This is a genomic window from Variovorax sp. GW821-FHT10D07 (genome assembly GCF_059415325.1).
The window spans coordinates 155406-173872 of the sequence record NZ_JBWKMZ010000012.1; the positions used below are offsets into that span (position 1 = coordinate 155406).

Genomic DNA, 18467 nt, shown 5'->3' on the forward strand with positions numbered 1-18467 from the left:
ACTAATTGGGAGCCTTGCCATGGCCGAACCGGTCACGCCGCCCACCGGCCGGAAGAAGAAAAAGGAAGCGCGCGAAGCCGCGCTGATGAAGCTCGGCATGCAGTTCTCGACCCTGCAGCGCGGCTACCGCGCCGCGGCCGACAAGGCGGTCGCGCACGTGGGCCTGTCGCAGACCCTGGCCTGGCCGGTGGTGATGATCGGCCGCATGGAGCAGGGCGTGCGCCAGGGCGTGCTGGCCGAGGCACTGGGCATCGAGGGACCTTCGCTGGTGCGCTCGCTCGACCAGCTCGTGGAGGCCGGCTATGTCGAGCGCCGCGAGGACCCGGCCGACCGCCGCGCCAAGACCCTGCACCTCACGCCCGCGGGCGAGGCCGCCTGCGAACCCATCGAGGCCGCGCTGAGCCTGATGCGCGCCGCGCTGTTCGAGGGCGTGTCCGACGAGGACCTCGCGGCCTGCCTGCGCGTGTTCGCGGTGCTCGAGGAACGGCTGGGCCGCGGCGCACCGGCCGAGGGGCGACGCTAGATGCCCTCGTTGAGCCTGCCGCGCTTCAGCCGCGCCGAGATCGTCTTCTCCACCAAGAGCTTCGCCGCCGCGATGCTCGCGATGTACCTCGCCAGCCGCGCCGGCCTGCCGCGTCCGTTCTGGGCCTTGATGACCACCTACGTCGTCGCCCATCCGCTGGCCGGCGCGGTGCGCTCCAAGGCGGTCTATCGCTTCTGCGGCACGCTGATCGGCAGCACCGCCACCGTGCTGCTGGTGCCCGCGCTGTCGAACGCGCCCGAGCTGCTGACGCTGGTGCTCGCGCTGTGGGTCGGCCTGTGCCTGTGCATCTCGCTGTTCGACCGCACGCCGCGCTCCTACGTCTTCATGCTCGCGGGCTACACCGCCGCGCTGATCGGCTTCCCCTCGGTGCAGGCGCCAGAGGCGCTGTTCGACACCGCCGTCGCGCGCGTCGAGGAGATCGGCCTGGGCATCTTCTGCGCCACGCTGCTGCACAGCCTGGTGCTGCCGGCCGGCATGGGCCCCACCGTGCTGGGCCTGCTCGACCGCACCCTGCAGGACGCGCGCAAGTGGCTCGGCGACCTGCTGCAGCCGCCCGCGAGCGCCACGGGCACGCCCGCGCGCCGCGCCGATGCCGACCCCAAGCGCCTGGCCGACGACCGGCGCCGCCTCGCGGGCGACATCACGCAGCTGCGCATCCTGTCGACCCACGTGCCCTTCGACACCACGCACCTGCGCTGGACCGCCGGCGCGATCCGCGCGATGCAGGACCGCGTGGCCGCGCTCACGCCCGCGCTGTCGGCGGTCGAAGACCGGCTGCTCGCGCTCGAGCAGGCCGAGGGCGCCATCGCGCCCGACGTGGCCGCGCTGCTCGCGCAGACCGGGCAGTGGCTGCGCGAGGAGGGCGCCGGCACTTCGGACGATGCGCGCCTGCAGGCCCTGCGCGCGACCCTTGCCGCGCTCGCCGCCACGCGACCCGGTGCTTCCATCTCTCCCTGGGGCCGCGCGCTGCGCATCGCGCTCGCGGGCCGGCTCGAGGAACTGGTCGAAGGCTGGCGCGCCTGCGCGCGGCTGCGTGCCGACATCGACGACGGCCTGAAGGGCGCGGTGCCGCCGCGCCGCGTCGCCGCGCTCGGCAACCGCGTGCTGCACCTCGACCGCGGCATGGCGCTGCTGTCGGCGCTCGCGGCCGTGCTCGCCATCTGCCTGTGCGGCGCGTTCTGGATCCTCACCGGCTGGTCGATGGGCTCGGCCGCCACCATGATGGCCGCGGTCTTCTGCTGCTTCTTCGCCACCATGGACGACCCGGTGCCCGCGATCCAGGGCTTCCTCAAGTGGACGCTGTGGTCGATCCCGATCTCCGCGCTCTACGTGCTGGTGCTGCTGCCGCTGGTGCACGACTTCGGCATGCTGGTCGCGGTCTGCGCGCCGGTGTTCCTGGCGCTGGGCCTGTACATGGCGCGGCCGGCCTACTTCATGGCCGCGATGGCGCTGCTGTTCGGCGTCTCGGGCACGCTGGCGATGCACGACACCGCCACCGCCGACATCGTGAGCTTCATCAACAGCATGCTGGGCCAGGTCTTCGGCGTGGTGGCCGCGGCCTTCGTCACGCGGCTGGTGCGCTCGGTGGGCGCCGACTGGAGCGCGCGCCGTATCCAGCGCGCCACCTGGCGCGAGCTCGGCGAGATGGCCGGTGCGGCCGCGGCCACGCCCGTGACTCTGTCGCCGTCGGCCCAGCGCCGTGGCGTGCCCGGCGACGCGTACGCGGTGCGCATGCTCGACCGCATCGGCCTGCTGGCACCGCGCATCGCGCAGGCCGGCGGCCGCATCGAGGGCGTGGCCGCCGACGACGCGCTGCGCGACCTGCGCATGGGCGCCGACATCGATGCGCTGCAGCGCGTGCGCGCGCAGCTGCCGCTGGCCTCGGCGAGCGCGCTGCTCGGCGACATCGCGCGCTTCTTCCGCCAGCGCGCCGGTGGCCGCGTGGCCGCGCGGCCCGCGAGCCTCTTGGCGCGCATCGACGAGGCGCTGGCCTCGATGCTCGGCGCCGCGAGCACGTTGAGTGCCGACGCGCGCTCGGCCGTCACCGCGCTGGTGGGACTGCGCCGCAATCTCTTTCCGGAGGCGCCGCCGATGCGCGCGGCTTCCGTCGTTCCAGTTCCTGTTGCCGCGCAAGGAGTGTCCCGATGATCGGCGAAGCGAGTTTCTACGGCCTCTACGTGCCCTGGCTGATGCTGCTGGCCGGTGCCGCGCTGCTCGCCCTGTGGGGCGTGCGCCGGCTGCTGGCCGCCACCGGCCTCTACCGCTGGGTCTGGCACCCGGCCCTGTTCGACATGGCGCTCTACCTGCTGCTGCTCTATGCGCTGAGCCGCGCCACGTCCTCTCTGCAATGACCACACCATGACCGCCAACACTTCCAACGACAACAACAAGGCCGGCGCCCGCACCTGGCCCGCCGGCGCGCTGCGCATCCTCGTCACCGCCGCCGTGGTGGCCGCCGCCGTCTGGGCGGGTTTGCGCCTGTGGGACCACTACGAGCTCGCGCCCTGGACGCGCGACGGCCGCGTGCGCGCCAACGTGGTCCAGATCGCGCCCGACGTCTCGGGCCTGGTCACGGCCGTGCCGGTGCAGGACAACCAGTCGGTGGCCGCCGGCACCCTGCTGTTCGAGGTCGACCGCGCGCGCTACGACCTGGCCGTGCGCCAGGCCCAGGCCGCGCTCGCCGCGCAGCGCGCCATGAGCGCGCAGGCCCAGCGCGAGAACACGCGCAACGCGGGGCTCGAGGCGCTGGTCTCGCAGGAGGCGCGCGAACAGACCCGCGCGCGCGTCGAGCAGGCGCGCGCCGCCGTCGCGCAGGCCGAGGTCGCGCTCGATTCGGCGCGGCTGAACCTGCAGCGCGCCGAGGTGCGCGCGCCGGCCGACGGCCTGGTCACCAACCTCGACCTGCGCCAGGGCAGCTACGCGGCCGCGGGCCGGCCGGTGCTCGCGCTGGTCGATGCGCGCTCCTTCTACGTCGAGGGCTATTTCGAGGAAACCAAGCTGCCGCGCATCCACCTCGGCGACCGCGTGCACGTCATGCCGATGGGCGGCGGCGCGGTGCTCGGCGGCACCGTCGAGAGCGTGGCCGCCGGCATCGCCGACCGCGACCGCTCGACCAGCGCCAACCTGCTGCCGAGCGTGAACCCCACCTTCAACTGGGTGCGGCTCGCGCAGCGCATCCCGGTGCGCGTGAAGCTCGATCCGCTGCCCGCGGGCGCGCGGCTGGTGGCGGGGCAGACGGTGACGGTGCAGGTGCTCGAGCAGGCCCAGGCGCAGCGCGAGAAGACCGCCGCCGATGCCGAGACCAAGGCCGGCGCCAGGAAGGAAGGATGATGGCCAACGCATCCCGCACCGTGCTGCGCATCGCCGCGCTGGCCGCCGCCGCGGCGCTCGCGGCCTGCGGCAGCGTCGGCCCCGACTACCGCCAGCCCGACGAGGCCATCGCGAGCCAGCCCGCCGCCGGCCGGCCCTTCGCCGAAGCCAACCCCGCCGCCGGCCTGCAGGCCGTGCCGCTGCCGCCGCACTGGTGGCGGCTGTACCGCGACCCGCGGCTCGACCGGCTGGTGGAGCAGGCGCTCGCGCACAACACCGACCTGCGCCAGGCGGTCGCCAACCTCGAGCGCGAGCGCGCCATCGAGGCCGAGGTGGCCGGCGGCAAGCGTCCCGTCATCGGCGTGAACGGCGGGCCCTCGTTCGGCCACGTCTCGGGCCTGCAGCTGCTGCAGAAGGACTACGAACCGCCGGACCGCTTCAACTACAGCAGCGGCCTGTCGCTGTCCTACCAGGTCGACCTGTTCGGCCAGATCCGTCGCGCCGCCGAGGCGGCCGAGGCCGGCACCGCGTCGGCCGCGGCCGCGCTCGACCTGGTGCGCGTGAACGTCGCGGCCGGCACCGCGCGTGCCTATGCCGAGGCCTGCTCGACGGGCCTGCGGCTGTCGATCGCGCAGAAGTCGGTGCGGCTGCAGCAGGAGGCGGTCGACGTCACCGCGAAGCTGCACGAGGCCGGCCGCGCCGGCGCGCTCGACACCGGCCGCGCCCGCGCGCAGCTGCAGCAGCTCACGGCCGCGCTGCCGCCGCTCGTGGCCGAGCGCCAGAACGCGCTCTACCGCCTCGCCACGCTCACGGGCGAACTGCCGCAGGACTTTCCGCGCGAGCTCGCCGACTGCGCCGTGCCGCCGCGCGTGGCCGGCACCGTGCCGGTGGGCGACGGCGCCGCGCTGCTGCGCCGCCGGCCCGACATCCGCCAGGCCGAGCGCAGCCTGGCCCAGGCCACCGCGCGCATCGGCGTCGCCACGGCCGACCTCTATCCGAAGATCACGCTGGGCCTGTCGGCCTCGTCGGCCGGCCCGGCCGAGGACTTCGGCCGCAAGGGCACGTTCGGCTGGAGCCTCGGCCCGCTGATCTCGTGGACCGTGCCCAACACCGGCATCGCGCAGGCCCGCATCGCGCAGGCCGAGGCCGGCACGCGCGCGGCGCTCGCGAAGTTCGACGGCACCGTGCTCACCGCGCTGCGCGAGACCGAGTCGGCGCTCGGCAACTACGCGCGCGAACTCGACCGCCGCGCCGCGCTGCAGGCCGCGCGCGACGAGAGCGCCACCGTCGCCGCGCAGGCGCGCCAGCTCTACCGCAACGGCCGCACCGCCTACCTCGACACGCTCGATGCCGAACGCGCGCTGGCCGCGAGCGATGCCGCGCTGGCGGCCAGCGAGGCGCAGCTGTCGGACGACCAGATCGTGCTGTTCATGGCGCTCGGCGGCGGCTGGGAGACCGACGACGGCGACCGCCTCGCGGCCAGCGGCAACGAGGCACGCAAGCAGTGAACGCGAACGCCATCCCCGCGCCACGCGCCGCGCACGCGCCGCTGTGGCTGCTCGCGCTCGTCACCTTCAGCGGCACCCTGGCCATGCACATCTTCGTGCCCGCGCTGCCGATCGCCGCGCGCGGCCTCGGTGCCGGCATCGGCGAGATGCAGATGACGGTGAGCCTCTACATCTTCGGCCTGGCCGTCGGGCAACTGGTGTACGGCCCGCTGGCCGACCGCTTCGGCCGCCGGCCGGTGATGCTCGCGGGCCTCGGCCTCTACACGGTCGCGGGGCTGGCGGCCGCGCTCGCGCCCGACGTGCATGCGCTGATCGCCGCGCGGCTGTTCCAGGCCATGGGCGGCTGCGCGGGCCTGGTGCTCGGGCGCAGCATCGTGCGCGACACCGCCGAGCCGCAGGAGGCGACACGCCGCCTCGCGCTGATGAACCTGATGGTGACCGTGGGCCCGAGCATCGCGCCGCTGGTCGGCGGCGCACTCGCCACCGCCCTGGGCTGGCGCTCGATCTTCTACGGCCTGTTCGCGCTCGGCATCGTCGGCCTGCTGTTCACCTGGCGCCTGCTGCCCGAGACCGGCCGGCCCGGCGCGCCCGTCAGCGCGCCCGCGCTCGCGCGCAACTACGCGCGGCTGCTGCGCTCGCCGGCCTTCCTCGGCTTCTCCATCGGCGGCGGCTGCGCCACCACCTCGATGTACGCCTTCATCGCCTCGGCGCCGTTCATCTTCGTCGACCAGTTGCACCGGCCCGCGCACGAGGCCGGCCTCTACCTCGCCATCCTGGTCTCGGGCGTGTGGCTCGGCAGCTTCCTCACCAGCCACCTGATCGCGCGCGTGCGCGTCGACCGGCTCATGATCCGTTCCAACGCGCTCAGCGTGGCCGCGGCCTTCGTGCTGCTGGGCGCCGCGCTCACCGACCACCTGTCGGTGCCGCTGATCGTCGCCGCCATGTTCCTGTTCACCGTCGGTGCCGGCATGGCCTCGCCGGCCGCGCTCACGCAGGCGATCAGCGTCAATCCGCAGATCATCGGCTCGGCCTCGGGCCTCTACGGCTTCACGCAGATGGCGGTGGGCGCGCTGTGCACCGCGCTCGCGGGCATGGGGCACCGCAACCCCGCGCTGGCCTCGGCGATCGTGCTCGCGGGGGCGGGGATCGTGGCGCAGCTGTCGTTCGCGATCGCGCTGCGTTCGCAGCGCAAGGCCACTCCCATCCGTTCGGGCTGAGCCATCCCCATCCGTTCGGGCTGAGCTTGTCGAAGCCTCGCGCAAGGCTTCGACAGGCTCAGCCCGAACGGTTGTGAACTCACTTCGCGAACAACCACCCGCCCTTGGGCTGCCGCATCAGCTCGTGGTGCTTGACCGCGCGCTCCTCGCCGTCGTCGCCCACGTACACCACCTCGAAGCGCAGCAGCTTCGGCGACACCATCTTCCAGTTCTGGATCCGCTTGACGGTCACGCAGGCGGTCTTGTCGTGGTACTGCATCTGCGCCATCGGGCCGCCCTGGAAGCCCTGGGCGTCGAACAGCCGGCCCGGCGCCGCGAAGGGATTGAGCACCGCGCCGTTGCGCGCGGTGATGCAGCCCTCGGTGCGCAGGAACGACTCGATGGTCGGCGAGGCGCTGCGCACCACGCGGCCCACGGCCGGGGTCGGCGGCTTGGCGGCGATCTGCTCGCGGATGCGCTCGACCTGGTCCTCGGTGATCGGCGCCAGGCCGTCCTTCGACACCACGGGCGGCGGTGCGGGCGGGGCCGGTGGCGCCGGCGCGGGCATCAGGGGCTCGAACACCGAGCAGCCGCCGAGCGAGGCGAAGGCCAGGGCTGCCACGGTGGCGTTCAGGCGGCGCGGAAAGGGAACGGTCTCGGCGGCGGATGTCGATCCGGACTTCATGGCTGGAGTCTCCTGTCGGCGGCGCGAAGCCGCTGGCTGAAAAAAGCAGGCCGCGAACATGCGGTGCGGGCGCGCGAAGCCTTCGTCGTCAAAAGCGTTCCTGCGGCGCGAGGTAGCGCCACTGGCCGGGCGCGAGGCCGGCCAGCGGCACGCGTCCGATGCGGATGCGGCGCATCGCGAGGATGCGCAGCTCCATGCGGTCGCACAGGTGCGCGACCTGGCCCGGCTGCGCGCCCTTGAGCGCGAAGCGCAGCCCGGTCTGCTCGGGGGTCTGGCGGCCGATGCTCACGCGCGCGGGCGTGCGCTCGAAGCGCGCGAGCTGCTCGGGCGAGACGGCACCGGCCACGTCGACCATGATCTCGTGCTCGATCACGGCCGCGTCCTCGTGCAGCTTGCGCTCGATGCGGAATTCCTGCGTGAACGCCACCAGGCCGCTGGCACCGGTCTCCAGCGGCGTCATGCACTGCTGGCCGCGCGCATGCGCGGGCAGGAAGCGCGGCGTGCCGTGCGCGGGGGCGAGGTTGGCGGCCACCAGCAGCGTGTGCGCTTCCTCGGTGCGCAGGCCGGCCGGCTTGTGCAGCAGCAGCGTCACCGGCAGCACGGGTTCGGGCCGCGCGCCCGCTTCGATCTCCACCTGCTGGTGCGGCTGCACGCGCGATTGCGGCAACAGTGCCGGCTGGCCGTCGACGCGCACCGCGCCGTTCTCGATCAGCAGCTCGGCCTCGCGGCGCGAGCAGCCCGCGAGCGCGGCCACGCGCTTGGCGAGGCGGATGCCTTCGGCGTCGTGCCTGTCTTGCGCACTCATGAGCCGACGGCCGCCTGCTGCCGGATGCGCGCCACGTGCGCCGCCAGCGAGCGCGCGGCCACCGGCCACAGCCGCTCGGGCACGTCGTCGTAGGCCAGCGGCAGCCATTGCTCGGGCGTGCCCTCGGGCAGCTTCTGCATCGCGGCCGCGATCTTGGCCTCGCGCTTGAGGCGGTGCGCCTTCAGGTAGGCGATGGCCGTGCGCGCGAAGCCGATCACGTGGCCGTGCGCGGGCAGGATGAATTCGACGCCGCCGGCCTCGCAGTTCGCGTCGAGCTTGTCGAGCGAATCGAGGTAGGCCGTCATGTCGCCGTCGGGCGGATCGACCACCGTGGTGCTGCCGTTGAGGATGTGGTCGCCCGAGAACAGCAGCCCGTCCTCCTCGAGCACCAGGCACAGGTGGTTGGCCGCGTGGCCCGGCGTGTGGACCACGCGCAGCGTGTGCGTGAGGGCCGCGCCCTCGGCATCGGTGCCCGTGAGCGCCAGCCGTTCGCCGTCGGCCAGCTCGCGCTCGGCCGAGAAGCGTGCGCTCGCGCGCGCCGTGGGCGCCGACGACAGCCCCAGGATCGGCGGCTTCGCGGCGCCGGCCAGCGCCTGCAGCGGCGCCGCGCCCGGCGAATGGTCGGCATGCGAATGCGTGCAGACGATCATGCGGATGTCGCCCCTGGCGGCCTGCCACAGCCGCTCGATGTGGGCGGGGTCGTTCGGGCCCGGATCGATCACGATGTGGCCGGTGGCCGCGTCGCCCACGATGTAGCTGTTGGTGCCCGGGCCGGTCATCGCGCCCGGGTTGGGCGCGGTCAGGCGCTGCACGTTCTTCAGCAGCGCCACCGGTGCATCGCTCTTCCAGTCGAGCGAGTGCAGCATCTGGCCGTCGGGGCAGACCAGCGCGAGCTCGCCGAAGGGCGGGTCGTTCTCCATGTAGCGCTCGTCGCGGCCGTTGACGAAGCCACCGCGCGGGCAGCTGGTCCACAGCGGCTGCTCGCTCGCGCAGGCCGCCAGCACCGCGTCGACGCTGGCATAGGAGGCCATGCGCTGCAGCGTGCGCACGGTCGGGAAGATCATGAAGAAGCTGCCGGCCGCGTGGCGCGCGAGCGCATCGGCCGGGCGCACCCAGCTCGGCTCGAACTGCTCGCTCTCGTCGGCCGAGGGCTCCTGGCCCTCGGGCATGCGCGCCACCAGGAAGGGCACGTCGAAGCGCTTGGGCAGGTCGCGGTCGGTGATCCAGTGCGCGAAGGTGAACACCCGGTCGGCCTCGAGCACCAGTCCGCGCGCCGCGCACTGCTCGGCGAAGGGCACGGCCGCGTGGCCGTCGCGGTCCATCGCGGCGATGTCCTCGGAACCGGCCGGGCGGCCGTCGGCATGGTGCGCGAGCAGCACGCCGAGCTCCTCGAAGCATTCGCGGATCGCGGCCACCGCCTGGGTGGCCTGCAGCGGGCTCTGCGTGGGGCGGCGCGCGGCCGTGCGCGCGGCGACCTCGTCGGCCGCGTCGATGTGGCCGCCGGGGAAGACGTAGGCGCCGGGCGCGAAGCTGGCGGTGGCCGAGCGGCGCGTCATCAGCACCTCGATGCCGGCCGCGGTATCGCGCAAAAGCAGCACGGTGGCCGCGGCGCGCACCGCCACCGGTTCGCGCTGGGGATGAATATGTTGTGTGGGACGAACCATGGGGCGATTATGGAGAGCCGGCGCGCCGGAGGTGTGTCGCGCATAAGCACATGCCGAAGCAGGTATGAGCATCGCGCCAGAATCCGGGCCTGCACCGCCCGAACCGAGGACCACAGCCATGCCCCCTTTCCACTTCCCGAGCCGGCACCTGCGCGCGCTGCTGACGGCCGCTGCATTGTGCGCGTCGATCGCGCCCGTGGCGCATGCGCAGGCCGATTGGCCGCAACAGCCCGTAACGCTGATCATGGGTTTTCCCGCCGGCTCCGGCGTCGACGTCGTGGCCCGCACCATCCAGGACCCGCTGACGCGCCAGCTCGGCAAGCCCGTGATCATCGACTACCGCTCCGGCGCGGCCGGCAACATCGCGAGCGAGTACGTGGCCCACGCGAAGCCCGACGGCTACACGCTGTCGTTCGGCACCGCCGCGACGCACGGCAGCAATGCCGCGCTCTACAAGAAGCTGCCCTTCGACGTCGAGGCCGACTTCGTGCCGGTGGCGCCGGTGCTCGACGTGTCGAACGTGCTGACGATCAACCCCGACGTCATCAACGTGAAGACGCTCAAGGAATTCGTCGAGCTGGTCAAGGCCAACCCCGGCAAGTACAACTACGCCTCCACCGGCAACGGTGCCGGCACCCACATGGCCTTCGCCGAGTTCAATGCGCGGCTGGGGCTCAACATGGTCCACGTGCCCTACAAGGGCGGCCCCGAGGCCATCACCTCGGTGGTGCGCGGCGAGACCTGCTGCATCATGAACCAGGTCCAGACCATCCTGCCGCACTACAAGGCTGGCAAGGTGCGGCTGCTCGGCGTGACCACCGCCACGCCGGTGGCCGCGGTGAAGGAAGTGCCCACCATCGCCTCGAGCGGCCTGCCGGGCACCCAGGGCTTCGACAGCTCGATCTGGTTCGGCATCTTCGCGCCCAAGGGCACCGACGCGCGCATCGTCGAGAAGCTCAACGCCGCCGTGAAGACGGTGCTCGAGCAGCCCGAGATCCGCGAGAAGTTCGAGAGCCAGGGCAACACCATCCGCATCGAGACGCCCGCGCAGTTCCGCAAGACGGTGCACGACAACCGCGTGAAGTGGGCGGAGGTCGCGAAGGCGGCGAACATCAGCATCGATTGATGCCGACGGCCGCCGGCGCTTTCGTCAGAGCGTCTTGGCCAGCGTGAGGATGAAGCGCGGCTTGTTCGGCGAGTAGACCTGCTGCACGGTGTAGAAGCCGAAGTCGTACAGCGGGCCGGCCGCGGCGTTGTACGCGTTCTTCTGGTTCGCACCCTGCACCGAGCCGGCGAGCGTGAGTCCGCCGCCGAAGTCGTAGCTGGCGCCCACGTTGTAGTCGACATAGCTCTTGTAGGCCGTGTTCCTGCGGATGTCGCTCGACAGGGCCGTGTAGCCCACCGCGGCCTTGAGCGTGACCTTGGGCAGGATCTCCTTGCTGTACGACAGGTTCAGGTAGCCCGTGTTGGTGCCCTTGAGGCCCGAGCCCAGCTTGTTGCCGGCGAAGCCGAAGTAGTCCTTCGACACCGTGTGCGAGTACTTCAGCGTGAAGGAACCGAGGCTCTCGTTGGCATAGGTGGCCGCGCCATAGAGCTCGGTGGTGTTGCCGACCGAGTTGCCCGGGTAGATGTAGGTCAGTGCACCGACGTCCATGTCCAGCGGGCCGGCCTTGAACTTGTAGCCGCCGTACAGGTCGACCTCGACGCTGTTGCCCTTGAGCCAGTTGACGCTGGAGTTCCAGTTGCCGACGTAGAAGCCGCTGTCGCCGAAGGCGTAATCGAAGCCGCCCTGGACGGCGGGCTTGGCGCCGCGGGTCTTGGCGTAGTCGTTCCTGCCGAGCATGTCCTGGTCCTGGCCGCGGAACTTGTAGTTCGTGGTCAGCGAGATGTTGGCCGTGACCGGCGAGGCGGCCGGTGCTGGCGCATCGCCGGCCGCTTGCGCGAAGGCCGCGCCGGGCAGCGCGAAGGCGGCGGCGATCAGGGTGGGGAGGGCGAGTGCCGAGGAGGCGGCGCGGATCGATCTTTGCATCGAGAGAGCTCGGGGATGAAGGAAGAGCGACAGCGTAGGAGGGGGCGTATCAAAGCCGTGTAAAGACTTCGGGCCGCGGCGCAAAAATTGCGCATGCGGCGCACGGGCAGAATCCCTTGCCCGCGGACCTACCGCCTCCCTCTTCGACCCGAACACCATGTCCCTGCCCGACACCGGCGAGCATGACCGCCGACTGGACGAATCGCTGCTGCGCTCGCTCCACGTGCTGCTGAGCGAGGCCAGCGTGTCGCAGGCCGCGGCCAAGCTCGGCGTGGCGCAGTCCGCGCTGAGCCGCCACCTCAAGGTGCTGCGCCAGCTCACCGGCGACGAGCTGCTGGTGCGCGTGGGCAACCGCATGGTGCTGACCGAGCGCGCGCAGGCGCTGGCCGTGCCCACGCGGCGCATCCTGGCCGACATGTCGCTGCTGACCGCCGAGGCCGGGCCGGTCGAGCCGCGCGAGCTGCGCCAGAGCTTCCGCATTGCGACCTACGATTTCCTGCCGCGCCAGTTCTTCGCCGACATCGCCGAGCGCGTGGCGCGCCAGGCGCCCGAGTGCGACGTGGTGATCCGCGGCCTGGGCTCGCGCTTCGAGCACTACCGCCAGCTCGCCGATGGCGAGGTCGACATGGTCATCACCATCTGGCCCGAGTTGCCTGGTCACCTGCGCGCCGCCAGCCTGCTGACCGAACCCATGGTCTGCCTGGTGCGCGAGGGCCATCCGCTGGCCAGGGCGCCGATGACGCTCGACGACTACCGGCGCGCGCGCCACCTGTCCTCGCTCGAGCACGTGCCGGGGCAGGGCACCATCATCGATGCACAGCTGGCCGAGCTCGGCGTGTCGGTCCACACCGCGATGCACACCCAGTTCCTCGGCATGGCGCCGGCCATCCTCGCGCGCACCGACCTCGTGTTCACCACCGGCCGCCTGCTGGCCGAGGACTTCGCGCGCCAGTACCCGCTCGCGATCGTGCCCTTTCCCGCGAAGATCAAGCCGCACCGCTACCGCCTCGTGTGGCACGAGCGCACGCACAAGAACCAGGCCATGCGCTGGCTGCGCGGCGAGCTGACGGCGGCCGCGCGCGAGCTGGCGCACCGGCCCAGGTCATGACGGCGCTGTCATAACCTGCTGCACAGCGCTGTGCTGGGCGCGGGCGGTGGGCGTGGCTATCGTCGCCGTCCATGTCCACCCCTTCCTCCTCCGCGCCGGTCCGCCCGGACCTGCTCGCCCGGCTGCCCAAGACCGACCTGCATTTCCACCTGGCCGGCACCCTGCGCCCGGCCACGCTGGTCGCGCTCGCGCGCCAATACGAACTGCCGCTGCCGCGCCCGGTCGACACGCTCTACAGCTACCGCGACTTCTACGACTTCATCGACGTGCTGCGCATCGCGGCGCAGGCGGTGCGCAGCAGCGCCGATTTCGAGCGCGTGGCCTACGAGGCCGTGGAGGACGCCGCGCGCAGCAGCAACGCGCGCCATGTCGAGCTGTCCTTCAACCCGCAGTACTTCATGCCCACGGGCGTGCCGTACCGCGTGCAGGTCGAGGGGCTGGTGGCCGGCCTGCGCGCCGCGCGGCAGGACTTCGGCTGCTCGGGCCTGCTGATCGCTTCCTTCGACCGCGGCCTGCCGCTCGACAGCGCCGAGCGCGCGATGGACGACATCCTCGGCCTGCGCTCCGACCTCGTCGTCGGCGTGGGCCTCGACGGCCCCGAGCGCGCGGGCCCGCCCGCCAGCTTCGCGGCCCTGTTCGAGCGCGCGGGCCGCGCAGGCCTCCAGCGCACCGCCCATGTCTGCGAGGACAACCAGACGCTCGAGGAGGCGCCGCCTTCCAACGTCGACGACTGCATCCACCTGCTGGGCTGCGACCGGCTCGACCATGGCTACAACCTGCTGGCCAGCGACGACGGCCTGCGGCGCGCGCGCGACCGCGGCGTGCATTTCTGCGTCTGCGGCATCACGAGCGTGGTGCGCAACCAGCGGCGGCGGCTCGACAGCGTGAAGCGCATGGTCGACGCGGGCCTGCCGGTCAGCCTCAACACCGACGACCCCGCGATGTTCCACACCGACCTCAGCCACACCTACGCCACCGTGCTCGAGGGCGGCGGCTGGGGCTGGGAGCAGGCGCGCGCCTTCAGCCTTGCGGGCGTCGACGCCTGCTGGCTCGACGACGATGCGAAGCGCAGTTTGCGCGCCGACTTCGAACGCGAGATCGCCGTGCTCGAGCGCGAGCAGGCTGCTCCCCTGGAAACGAACCGCGACTGAAGGACCCCACGATGCACATCGACACCGCACGCCGCCGCGCACTGCTCGCCGCCCTGGCCTTCGCTGCCTGCGCCACCACGGCCCTCGCCGAACCCGCATGGCCCGCGCGCCCGATCACCCTGATCGTGCCCTACGGTGCCGGCGGCAACGTCGACGTCATGGCGCGCTGGATCGCGCCCGAGCTCGCCACGCGCGTCGGGCAGCCGGTGGTGATCGAGAACGTGTCGGGCGCCGGCGGCGTCATCGGCACCGAGAAGGCCGTGCGCGCCAGGCCCGATGGCTACACCCTGCTGCTGTCGGTCGAGAGCACCGTCGTCATCGCCAAGATGGTGACGCCCTCCACCGTGCGCTACGACGGCCTCGCCGACCTCGTGCCCGTCACGCTGCTCGGTGCCCAGCCGCTGGCGCTGGTCGGCAAGCCCGCGCTGCAGCCCAAGACCAGCGAGGCGCTGTATGCCGACCTCAAGGCCGCGCCCGGCAAGTACAGCTACGCGAGCTCGGGCGTCGGCACCTCGCTGCACCTGGGCGGCGAGCTGCTCAAGCAGCGCGGCGGCGTCGACATGGTCCATGTACCGTACCGCACCGGCGTGCAGATCGTGAGCGACCTCAGCGGCAACCAGCTCGACCTCGCCGTGCTGCCGCTGTCGATGGTCATCCAGCAGGCGCGCGCGGGCAAGCTGCGCGTGTACGGCGTGATGGCGGAGAGCGCCTCGGCCGCCATGCCCGAAGCGCCGCCGCTGGCCAGCGTGCCCGCATGGCGCGGCGCCGACGTGTCGGTCTGGCAGGGCATCTTCGCGCCCAAGGGAACGCCGCCGCAGATCGTCGCGCAACTGCATGCCGCGCTGGCGCAGGTGCTCGCGAACCCGGGCGTGCGCAGGAATTTCGAGGAGGGCGGCGTCACGCCGTTGGGCGCGGGGCCGAAGGAGTTCGCCGCCTTCCTGCAGGGCGAAGACGCGAAGTTCGGCGCGATCGTCGCGAAGGGGAACATCAAGGCCGAGTAGCGGCGTCGGGAGCGGAGCGCCCCGCCGATCCGCCGAGCGCCGCCAGCCACGCATCCATGTCCCGGTTGCGCGCCTCCAGCGCCTCGGCCATGAAGTCGACGAAGGCCTGGATGCGCGCGCTCAGGTGCTTGCGGTGGTGGTAGGCCGCGAGCACGGGAACCTCCTCGAAGGCCTCGCTCAGGAAGAGCGGAACGAGGCGGCCGCTGTCGATGTCGGCGCGCACGTGGAAGTCGCCGAGGCGCGCGATGCCGGCGCCGCCACGCGCCATCTCCAGCAGCACGCCGCCGTCGCTGGCCGAGACATTGCCGATCGCGAGCTGTTCCTGCGGCATCTCGGGCCCGCCGACCTGCCAGTGGTTCCAGGCCTCGCGGCCCACGAAGTTGAGGCAGTTGTGGCGCAGCAGGTCCTCGGGCCGCCGCGGCGTGCCGTGGCGCGCGAGGTAGGCGGGCGAGGCACAGACGATCCAGCGCACGGTCGACAGCTGCCGCGCCACCATCGAGGAGTCGGGCAGATGGCCCGAGTGGATCAGCACGTCGAGGCCCTGCTGCATCAGGCTGGGCGTGTCGAGGCCGACGAAGAGCTCGACCCGCACCTGCGGATGGCGAGCCAGGAAGTCCGGCAGCAGCCGCGCGAGGTCGTGCCGCGCGAACACGGGTGGCGCATGCACGCGCAGCATTCCCCGCACGTCGTCGTGTTCCTGCATGACGGCGCTCTGCGCGCTCTCGGCCGCTTCGAGCAATGCCAGCGCCTTGCCGTAGAAGATGCGGCCCGCGGGCGTCAGGGTCACGGCGCGCGGCGTGCGGTCGAACAGCCGCACCTTCAGGCGCCCCTCGAGGCGGTCCACCAGCTTGCTGACGGTCGAGGGCGACAGGTGCCAGTCCTTGGCCGCCATCGAGAAGTTGCCGCGCTCCGCCACCCGCACGAACAGCGCCACGTCGCTGAGCCGGTCGATCTGGTTCGGTCGTTTCTCCATCGCGCCATCGTAGGCCCGGCGCCGGGCACGGTGAATATTCTTCACAGCTGAAGTGCCCGACTTTCGCTTGGCGCGCCGAGGGCGGCCCGGTCAGTATCGAGACCGACGACCGCGGGAACGCAGCGGCCCGAACAACGAAACGGAGACGACAGATGAAGATCCTGCACCGGTGGCTGGCCGCGGCCGCCTGGGCCGCGATGTCGGCCGGCGCCGCGCTCGCGGCGCCTTTTCCCGCCAAGCCGTTGACCATCGTGGTGCCGACGCCGCCCGGTGGCACCACCGACCTGGTGGCGCGCCTGCTGGCCGAGAAGCTCGGCGCCTCGTTCGGCCAGCCCGTGGTGGTCGAGAACCGCCCGGGCGGTGCCACCACCATCGGCGCGCAGGCCGTGCTGAACCAGCCGGCCGATGGCTACACGGTGCTGATGGGCACCTTCTCGACCATCACCAACCCCTACCTCAACAAGTCGATCCGCGTGGCCTACACCGACTTCGATCCGGTCACGCTGGTGGTGAACACGCCGAACGTGCTGGTGGTGGGCGCGGCGTCGCCGTTCAGGTCGCTCAAGGACCTCGTGGCCGCCGAGAAAGCCAGGCCCGGCGGCGTGAGCTTCGCCTCGACCAGCAATGGCGGCTCGCCCCATCTGTCGGGCGCCCTGTTCAACAGCCTCGCGAAGGTGCAGCTGATGCACGTGCCCTACCCGGGCTCGGCCCCGGCGATCACCGACCTGCTCGGCGGCCACGTCGACACCATGTTCGACAACCTGCCGGCTTCGCTGCCCCAGATCCACGCGGGCAAGGTGCGCGCCCTGGCCGTCACCACCAGCCAGCGCGTGCCGGCGCTGCCCGAGGTGCCGACCTTCGCGGAGGCGGGATTCCCGGGCTACGAGGTCAATGCATGGTTCGGACTGCTCGCGCGCAAGGGCACGCCGCCCGCGGCCATCGAGGCCTGGAACCAGGGCGTGAGGGCCGCGCTCGACATGCAGGACGTGCGGCAGAAGCTGAGCGGCTGGGGCGCGATCCCGGTGGGCAACACGCCCGCGCAGTTCGCCGCCTACCTGAAGGCCGAGGACCAGAAGTGGGCGCGCGTCATCAGGGACGCGGGCATCCGGATCGATTGAGGGAGAGGACGCGATGAGGAACAAGACCAGCGTGCGCATCGGCTGCGGCTCGGGATGGTGGCGCGACCGGATCGAGCCGGCGGTCGTCAGCGCCAAGCTCGGGCAGCTCGACTTCCTGTGCTTCGAGACCATGGCCGAGGCGACCGTGTCCTTCGCCCAGGCCCGCAAGCGCGCCGACCCGGGCTTCGCGGGCTACGAGACCCTGCTCGAGGAGCGCATGCGGCGCGTGCTTCCGCATTGCCTGGCGCAGGGCACGCGGATCATCACCAACGGCGGCTGGATCCATCCCGTGGCGGCGGCCGAGGCCACCGCGCGCATCTGCGCCGAGCTCGGCCACCGCAACGTGCGGATCACCGCCGTGGTGGGCGACGACCTGACGCAGCGCATCTTCGAACTCGCCGACACGGTGATGGAGAGCGGCGCCGCACTCGAGACGTTGCGCCCCAGCCTGATCTCGGCCGAGGCCTATGCGGGCGCCGACGGCATCGTCCAGGCGCTCGACGAGGGCGCGCAGATCGTGATCACCGGGCGGGTCGCCGATCCCTCGCTGTTCCTCGCGCCGATGATCCATGCCTTCGGCTGGTCGCCGCACGACGTCGACCTGATCGCCCAGGGCTCGGCCATCGGGCACCTGCTGGAATGCGGTGCGCAGGTGACCGGCGGCTACTTCAGCGACCCCGGCTTCAAGGACGTGCCCGATCCCTGGAACCTCGGCCTGCCGATCGCCGAGGTGTCGGCCAACGGCGATGCCGTGATCACCAAGGTGCAGGGCACCGGCGGGCGCGTCGATGCGCGCACGGTGAAGGAGCAGATGTTCTACGAGGTGCACGACCCGTCGCTGTACCTGACGCCCGACGTGGTGGTGAATTTCCTGACCGCGCGCGTCGAGGAGATCGGCGAGGACCGCGTGCGCTTCAGCGGCGCCACCGGCCGCGCGCGGCCGCGCACGCTCAAGGTGTCGATGGGCTGCAAGGAGGGCTTCATCGGCGAGGACTGGTTCTTCTACGCGGGGCCGGGCGCGATGGCGCGCGCCGAGCTGGCCAAACGCATGCTCAAGGAGCGCTTCCGCATGGTCGGGCTGGAGGCGCAGGAGTTGCGCATCGACTACCTGGGCGTCAACGCCGTGCATCGCGAGGCATCGCCGCCCATGGACCACGAGCCCTACGAGGTGGCCGTGCGTGTCTGCGCGCGCACCCGCACGCGCGAGATGGCCGAGAAGATCGGCGGCGAAGTCGACGGCATGGCCGTGTCGGGCATCGCCGCGACCGGCAAGCGCCTGCCGTTCAACGACCGCACGCGCGAGGTCATCGGCGTGTGGTCCACCCTGGTGGATCGCGACGCGATCGACTTCAGGCTCGAAACCATCGAAAGCTGAG

17 protein-coding genes are annotated in these 18467 nt (G+C 71.9%); 12 read left to right on the top strand and 5 right to left on the bottom strand.

The window, feature by feature from the left end; genetic code table 11:
• Positions 1-19 precede the first annotated feature (19 nt).
• The 6 genes from AC07PU_RS29890 to AC07PU_RS29915 are packed head-to-tail and all read left to right on the top strand — an operon-like array spanning position 20 to position 6578.
• On the top strand, positions 20-523 hold the full coding sequence (locus tag AC07PU_RS29890) for a MarR family winged helix-turn-helix transcriptional regulator (RefSeq protein WP_495321955.1): 504 nt from the start codon (positions 20-22) through the stop codon (positions 521-523).
• Positions 524-2692 (top strand): FUSC family protein, encoded by a 2169-nt coding sequence (locus tag AC07PU_RS29895; RefSeq protein WP_495321957.1) that lies wholly within the window; start codon positions 524-526, stop codon positions 2690-2692.
• Entirely contained in the window at positions 2689-2895 is a 207-nt protein-coding gene (locus AC07PU_RS29900; protein ID WP_209542553.1) for a DUF1656 domain-containing protein, read from the top strand. Before AC07PU_RS29895 ends, AC07PU_RS29900 begins: the two co-directional genes overlap by 4 nt.
• Before the next feature lie 7 nt (positions 2896-2902).
• A complete protein-coding gene (locus AC07PU_RS29905; RefSeq protein WP_495321959.1) occupies positions 2903-3874 on the top strand; it encodes an efflux RND transporter periplasmic adaptor subunit in 972 nt (323 codons plus the stop codon).
• Complete coding sequence (locus AC07PU_RS29910) at positions 3874-5361, top strand: efflux transporter outer membrane subunit (RefSeq protein WP_495321960.1); 1488 nt, start codon at positions 3874-3876, stop codon at positions 5359-5361. The genes AC07PU_RS29905 and AC07PU_RS29910 overlap by 1 nt, the downstream gene beginning before the upstream one ends.
• Complete coding sequence (locus tag AC07PU_RS29915; RefSeq protein WP_495321961.1) at positions 5358-6578, top strand: multidrug effflux MFS transporter; 1221 nt, start codon at positions 5358-5360, stop codon at positions 6576-6578. The genes AC07PU_RS29910 and AC07PU_RS29915 overlap by 4 nt, the downstream gene beginning before the upstream one ends.
• 79 nt (positions 6579-6657) lie before the next feature.
• Here AC07PU_RS29915 and AC07PU_RS29920 read toward each other — a convergent pair whose 3' ends face one another.
• The 3 genes from AC07PU_RS29920 to AC07PU_RS29930 form a co-directional block, all read right to left on the bottom strand.
• On the bottom strand, positions 6658-7242 hold the full coding sequence (locus AC07PU_RS29920) for a hypothetical protein (RefSeq protein WP_495321962.1): 585 nt from the start codon (positions 7240-7242) through the stop codon (positions 6658-6660).
• An 88-nt stretch (positions 7243-7330) separates the two neighbouring features.
• On the bottom strand, positions 7331-8047 hold the full coding sequence (locus AC07PU_RS29925) for an RNA pseudouridine synthase (protein WP_495321963.1): 717 nt from the start codon (positions 8045-8047) through the stop codon (positions 7331-7333).
• Positions 8044-9711, bottom strand: a complete 1668-nt coding sequence (locus tag AC07PU_RS29930) for an MBL fold metallo-hydrolase (protein ID WP_495321964.1) — start codon at positions 9709-9711, stop codon at positions 8044-8046. Before AC07PU_RS29930 ends, AC07PU_RS29925 begins: the two co-directional genes overlap by 4 nt.
• 118 nt (positions 9712-9829) lie before the next feature.
• Between AC07PU_RS29930 and AC07PU_RS29935 the strand changes: the two genes are divergently transcribed.
• Positions 9830-10837: a Bug family tripartite tricarboxylate transporter substrate binding protein gene (locus tag AC07PU_RS29935; RefSeq protein ID WP_093355536.1), complete on the top strand. Its 1008-nt coding sequence runs from the start codon at positions 9830-9832 to the stop codon at positions 10835-10837.
• A gap of 24 nt (positions 10838-10861) precedes the next feature.
• Here the strand turns inward: AC07PU_RS29935 and AC07PU_RS29940 are convergent, their stop codons facing one another.
• The gene (locus AC07PU_RS29940) at positions 10862-11740 is read right to left on the bottom strand and encodes a TorF family putative porin (protein WP_495321966.1); all 879 of its coding nucleotides are present in this window, start codon (positions 11738-11740) and stop codon (positions 10862-10864) included.
• 157 nt (positions 11741-11897) lie between these two features.
• On the opposite strand from AC07PU_RS29940, the gene AC07PU_RS29945 reads away from it, so the two are divergent.
• From AC07PU_RS29945 to AC07PU_RS29955, 3 genes are all read left to right on the top strand, one after another.
• The gene (locus AC07PU_RS29945) at positions 11898-12848 is read left to right on the top strand and encodes a LysR family transcriptional regulator (RefSeq protein WP_093355531.1); all 951 of its coding nucleotides are present in this window, start codon (positions 11898-11900) and stop codon (positions 12846-12848) included.
• Positions 12849-12919: 71 nt separating this feature from the next.
• Positions 12920-13999: an adenosine deaminase gene (gene add / locus AC07PU_RS29950; RefSeq protein WP_495321967.1), complete on the top strand. Its 1080-nt coding sequence runs from the start codon at positions 12920-12922 to the stop codon at positions 13997-13999.
• Between the two features lie 11 nt (positions 14000-14010).
• On the top strand, positions 14011-15000 hold the full coding sequence (locus AC07PU_RS29955) for a Bug family tripartite tricarboxylate transporter substrate binding protein (RefSeq protein WP_495321968.1): 990 nt from the start codon (positions 14011-14013) through the stop codon (positions 14998-15000).
• On the opposite strand, the gene AC07PU_RS29960 is transcribed toward AC07PU_RS29955, so the two are convergent.
• A complete protein-coding gene (locus AC07PU_RS29960; protein ID WP_208512094.1) occupies positions 14987-15973 on the bottom strand; it encodes a LysR family transcriptional regulator in 987 nt (328 codons plus the stop codon). The two genes, AC07PU_RS29955 and AC07PU_RS29960, sit on opposite strands and share 14 nt — an antisense overlap.
• A gap of 152 nt (positions 15974-16125) precedes the next feature.
• Between AC07PU_RS29960 and AC07PU_RS29965 the strand changes: the two genes are divergently transcribed.
• Positions 16126-17091 (top strand): Bug family tripartite tricarboxylate transporter substrate binding protein, encoded by a 966-nt coding sequence (locus tag AC07PU_RS29965; protein WP_261211392.1) that lies wholly within the window; start codon positions 16126-16128, stop codon positions 17089-17091.
• A 13-nt stretch (positions 17092-17104) separates the two neighbouring features.
• Positions 17105-18466, top strand: a complete 1362-nt coding sequence (locus tag AC07PU_RS29970) for an acyclic terpene utilization AtuA family protein (RefSeq protein WP_495321969.1) — start codon at positions 17105-17107, stop codon at positions 18464-18466.
• Position 18467 lies beyond the last annotated feature (1 nt).

Bases quoted from the DNA above. Each gene is read 5' to 3' on its own strand.
- AC07PU_RS29890 (WP_495321955.1), top strand. From the start codon at position 20: ATGGCCGAACCGGTCACGCCGCCCACCGGCCGGAAGAAGAAAAAGGAA.
- AC07PU_RS29895 (WP_495321957.1), top strand. From the start codon at position 524: ATGCCCTCGTTGAGCCTGCCGCGCTTCAGCCGCGCCGAGATCGTCTTC.
- AC07PU_RS29900 (WP_209542553.1), top strand. From the start codon at position 2,689: ATGATCGGCGAAGCGAGTTTCTACGGCCTCTACGTGCCCTGGCTGATG.
- AC07PU_RS29905 (WP_495321959.1), top strand. From the start codon at position 2,903: ATGACCGCCAACACTTCCAACGACAACAACAAGGCCGGCGCCCGCACC.
- AC07PU_RS29910 (WP_495321960.1), top strand. From the start codon at position 3,874: ATGGCCAACGCATCCCGCACCGTGCTGCGCATCGCCGCGCTGGCCGCC.
- AC07PU_RS29920 (WP_495321962.1), bottom strand. From the start codon at position 7,242: ATGAAGTCCGGATCGACATCCGCCGCCGAGACCGTTCCCTTTCCGCGC.
- AC07PU_RS29925 (WP_495321963.1), bottom strand. From the start codon at position 8,047: ATGAGTGCGCAAGACAGGCACGACGCCGAAGGCATCCGCCTCGCCAAG.
- AC07PU_RS29930 (WP_495321964.1), bottom strand. From the start codon at position 9,711: ATGGTTCGTCCCACACAACATATTCATCCCCAGCGCGAACCGGTGGCG.
- AC07PU_RS29935 (WP_093355536.1), top strand. From the start codon at position 9,830: ATGCCCCCTTTCCACTTCCCGAGCCGGCACCTGCGCGCGCTGCTGACG.
- AC07PU_RS29940 (WP_495321966.1), bottom strand. From the start codon at position 11,740: ATGCAAAGATCGATCCGCGCCGCCTCCTCGGCACTCGCCCTCCCCACC.
- AC07PU_RS29945 (WP_093355531.1), top strand. From the start codon at position 11,898: ATGTCCCTGCCCGACACCGGCGAGCATGACCGCCGACTGGACGAATCG.
- add (WP_495321967.1), top strand. From the start codon at position 12,920: ATGTCCACCCCTTCCTCCTCCGCGCCGGTCCGCCCGGACCTGCTCGCC.
- AC07PU_RS29955 (WP_495321968.1), top strand. From the start codon at position 14,011: ATGCACATCGACACCGCACGCCGCCGCGCACTGCTCGCCGCCCTGGCC.
- AC07PU_RS29960 (WP_208512094.1), bottom strand. From the start codon at position 15,973: ATGGAGAAACGACCGAACCAGATCGACCGGCTCAGCGACGTGGCGCTG.
- AC07PU_RS29965 (WP_261211392.1), top strand. From the start codon at position 16,126: ATGAAGATCCTGCACCGGTGGCTGGCCGCGGCCGCCTGGGCCGCGATG.
- AC07PU_RS29970 (WP_495321969.1), top strand. From the start codon at position 17,105: ATGAGGAACAAGACCAGCGTGCGCATCGGCTGCGGCTCGGGATGGTGG.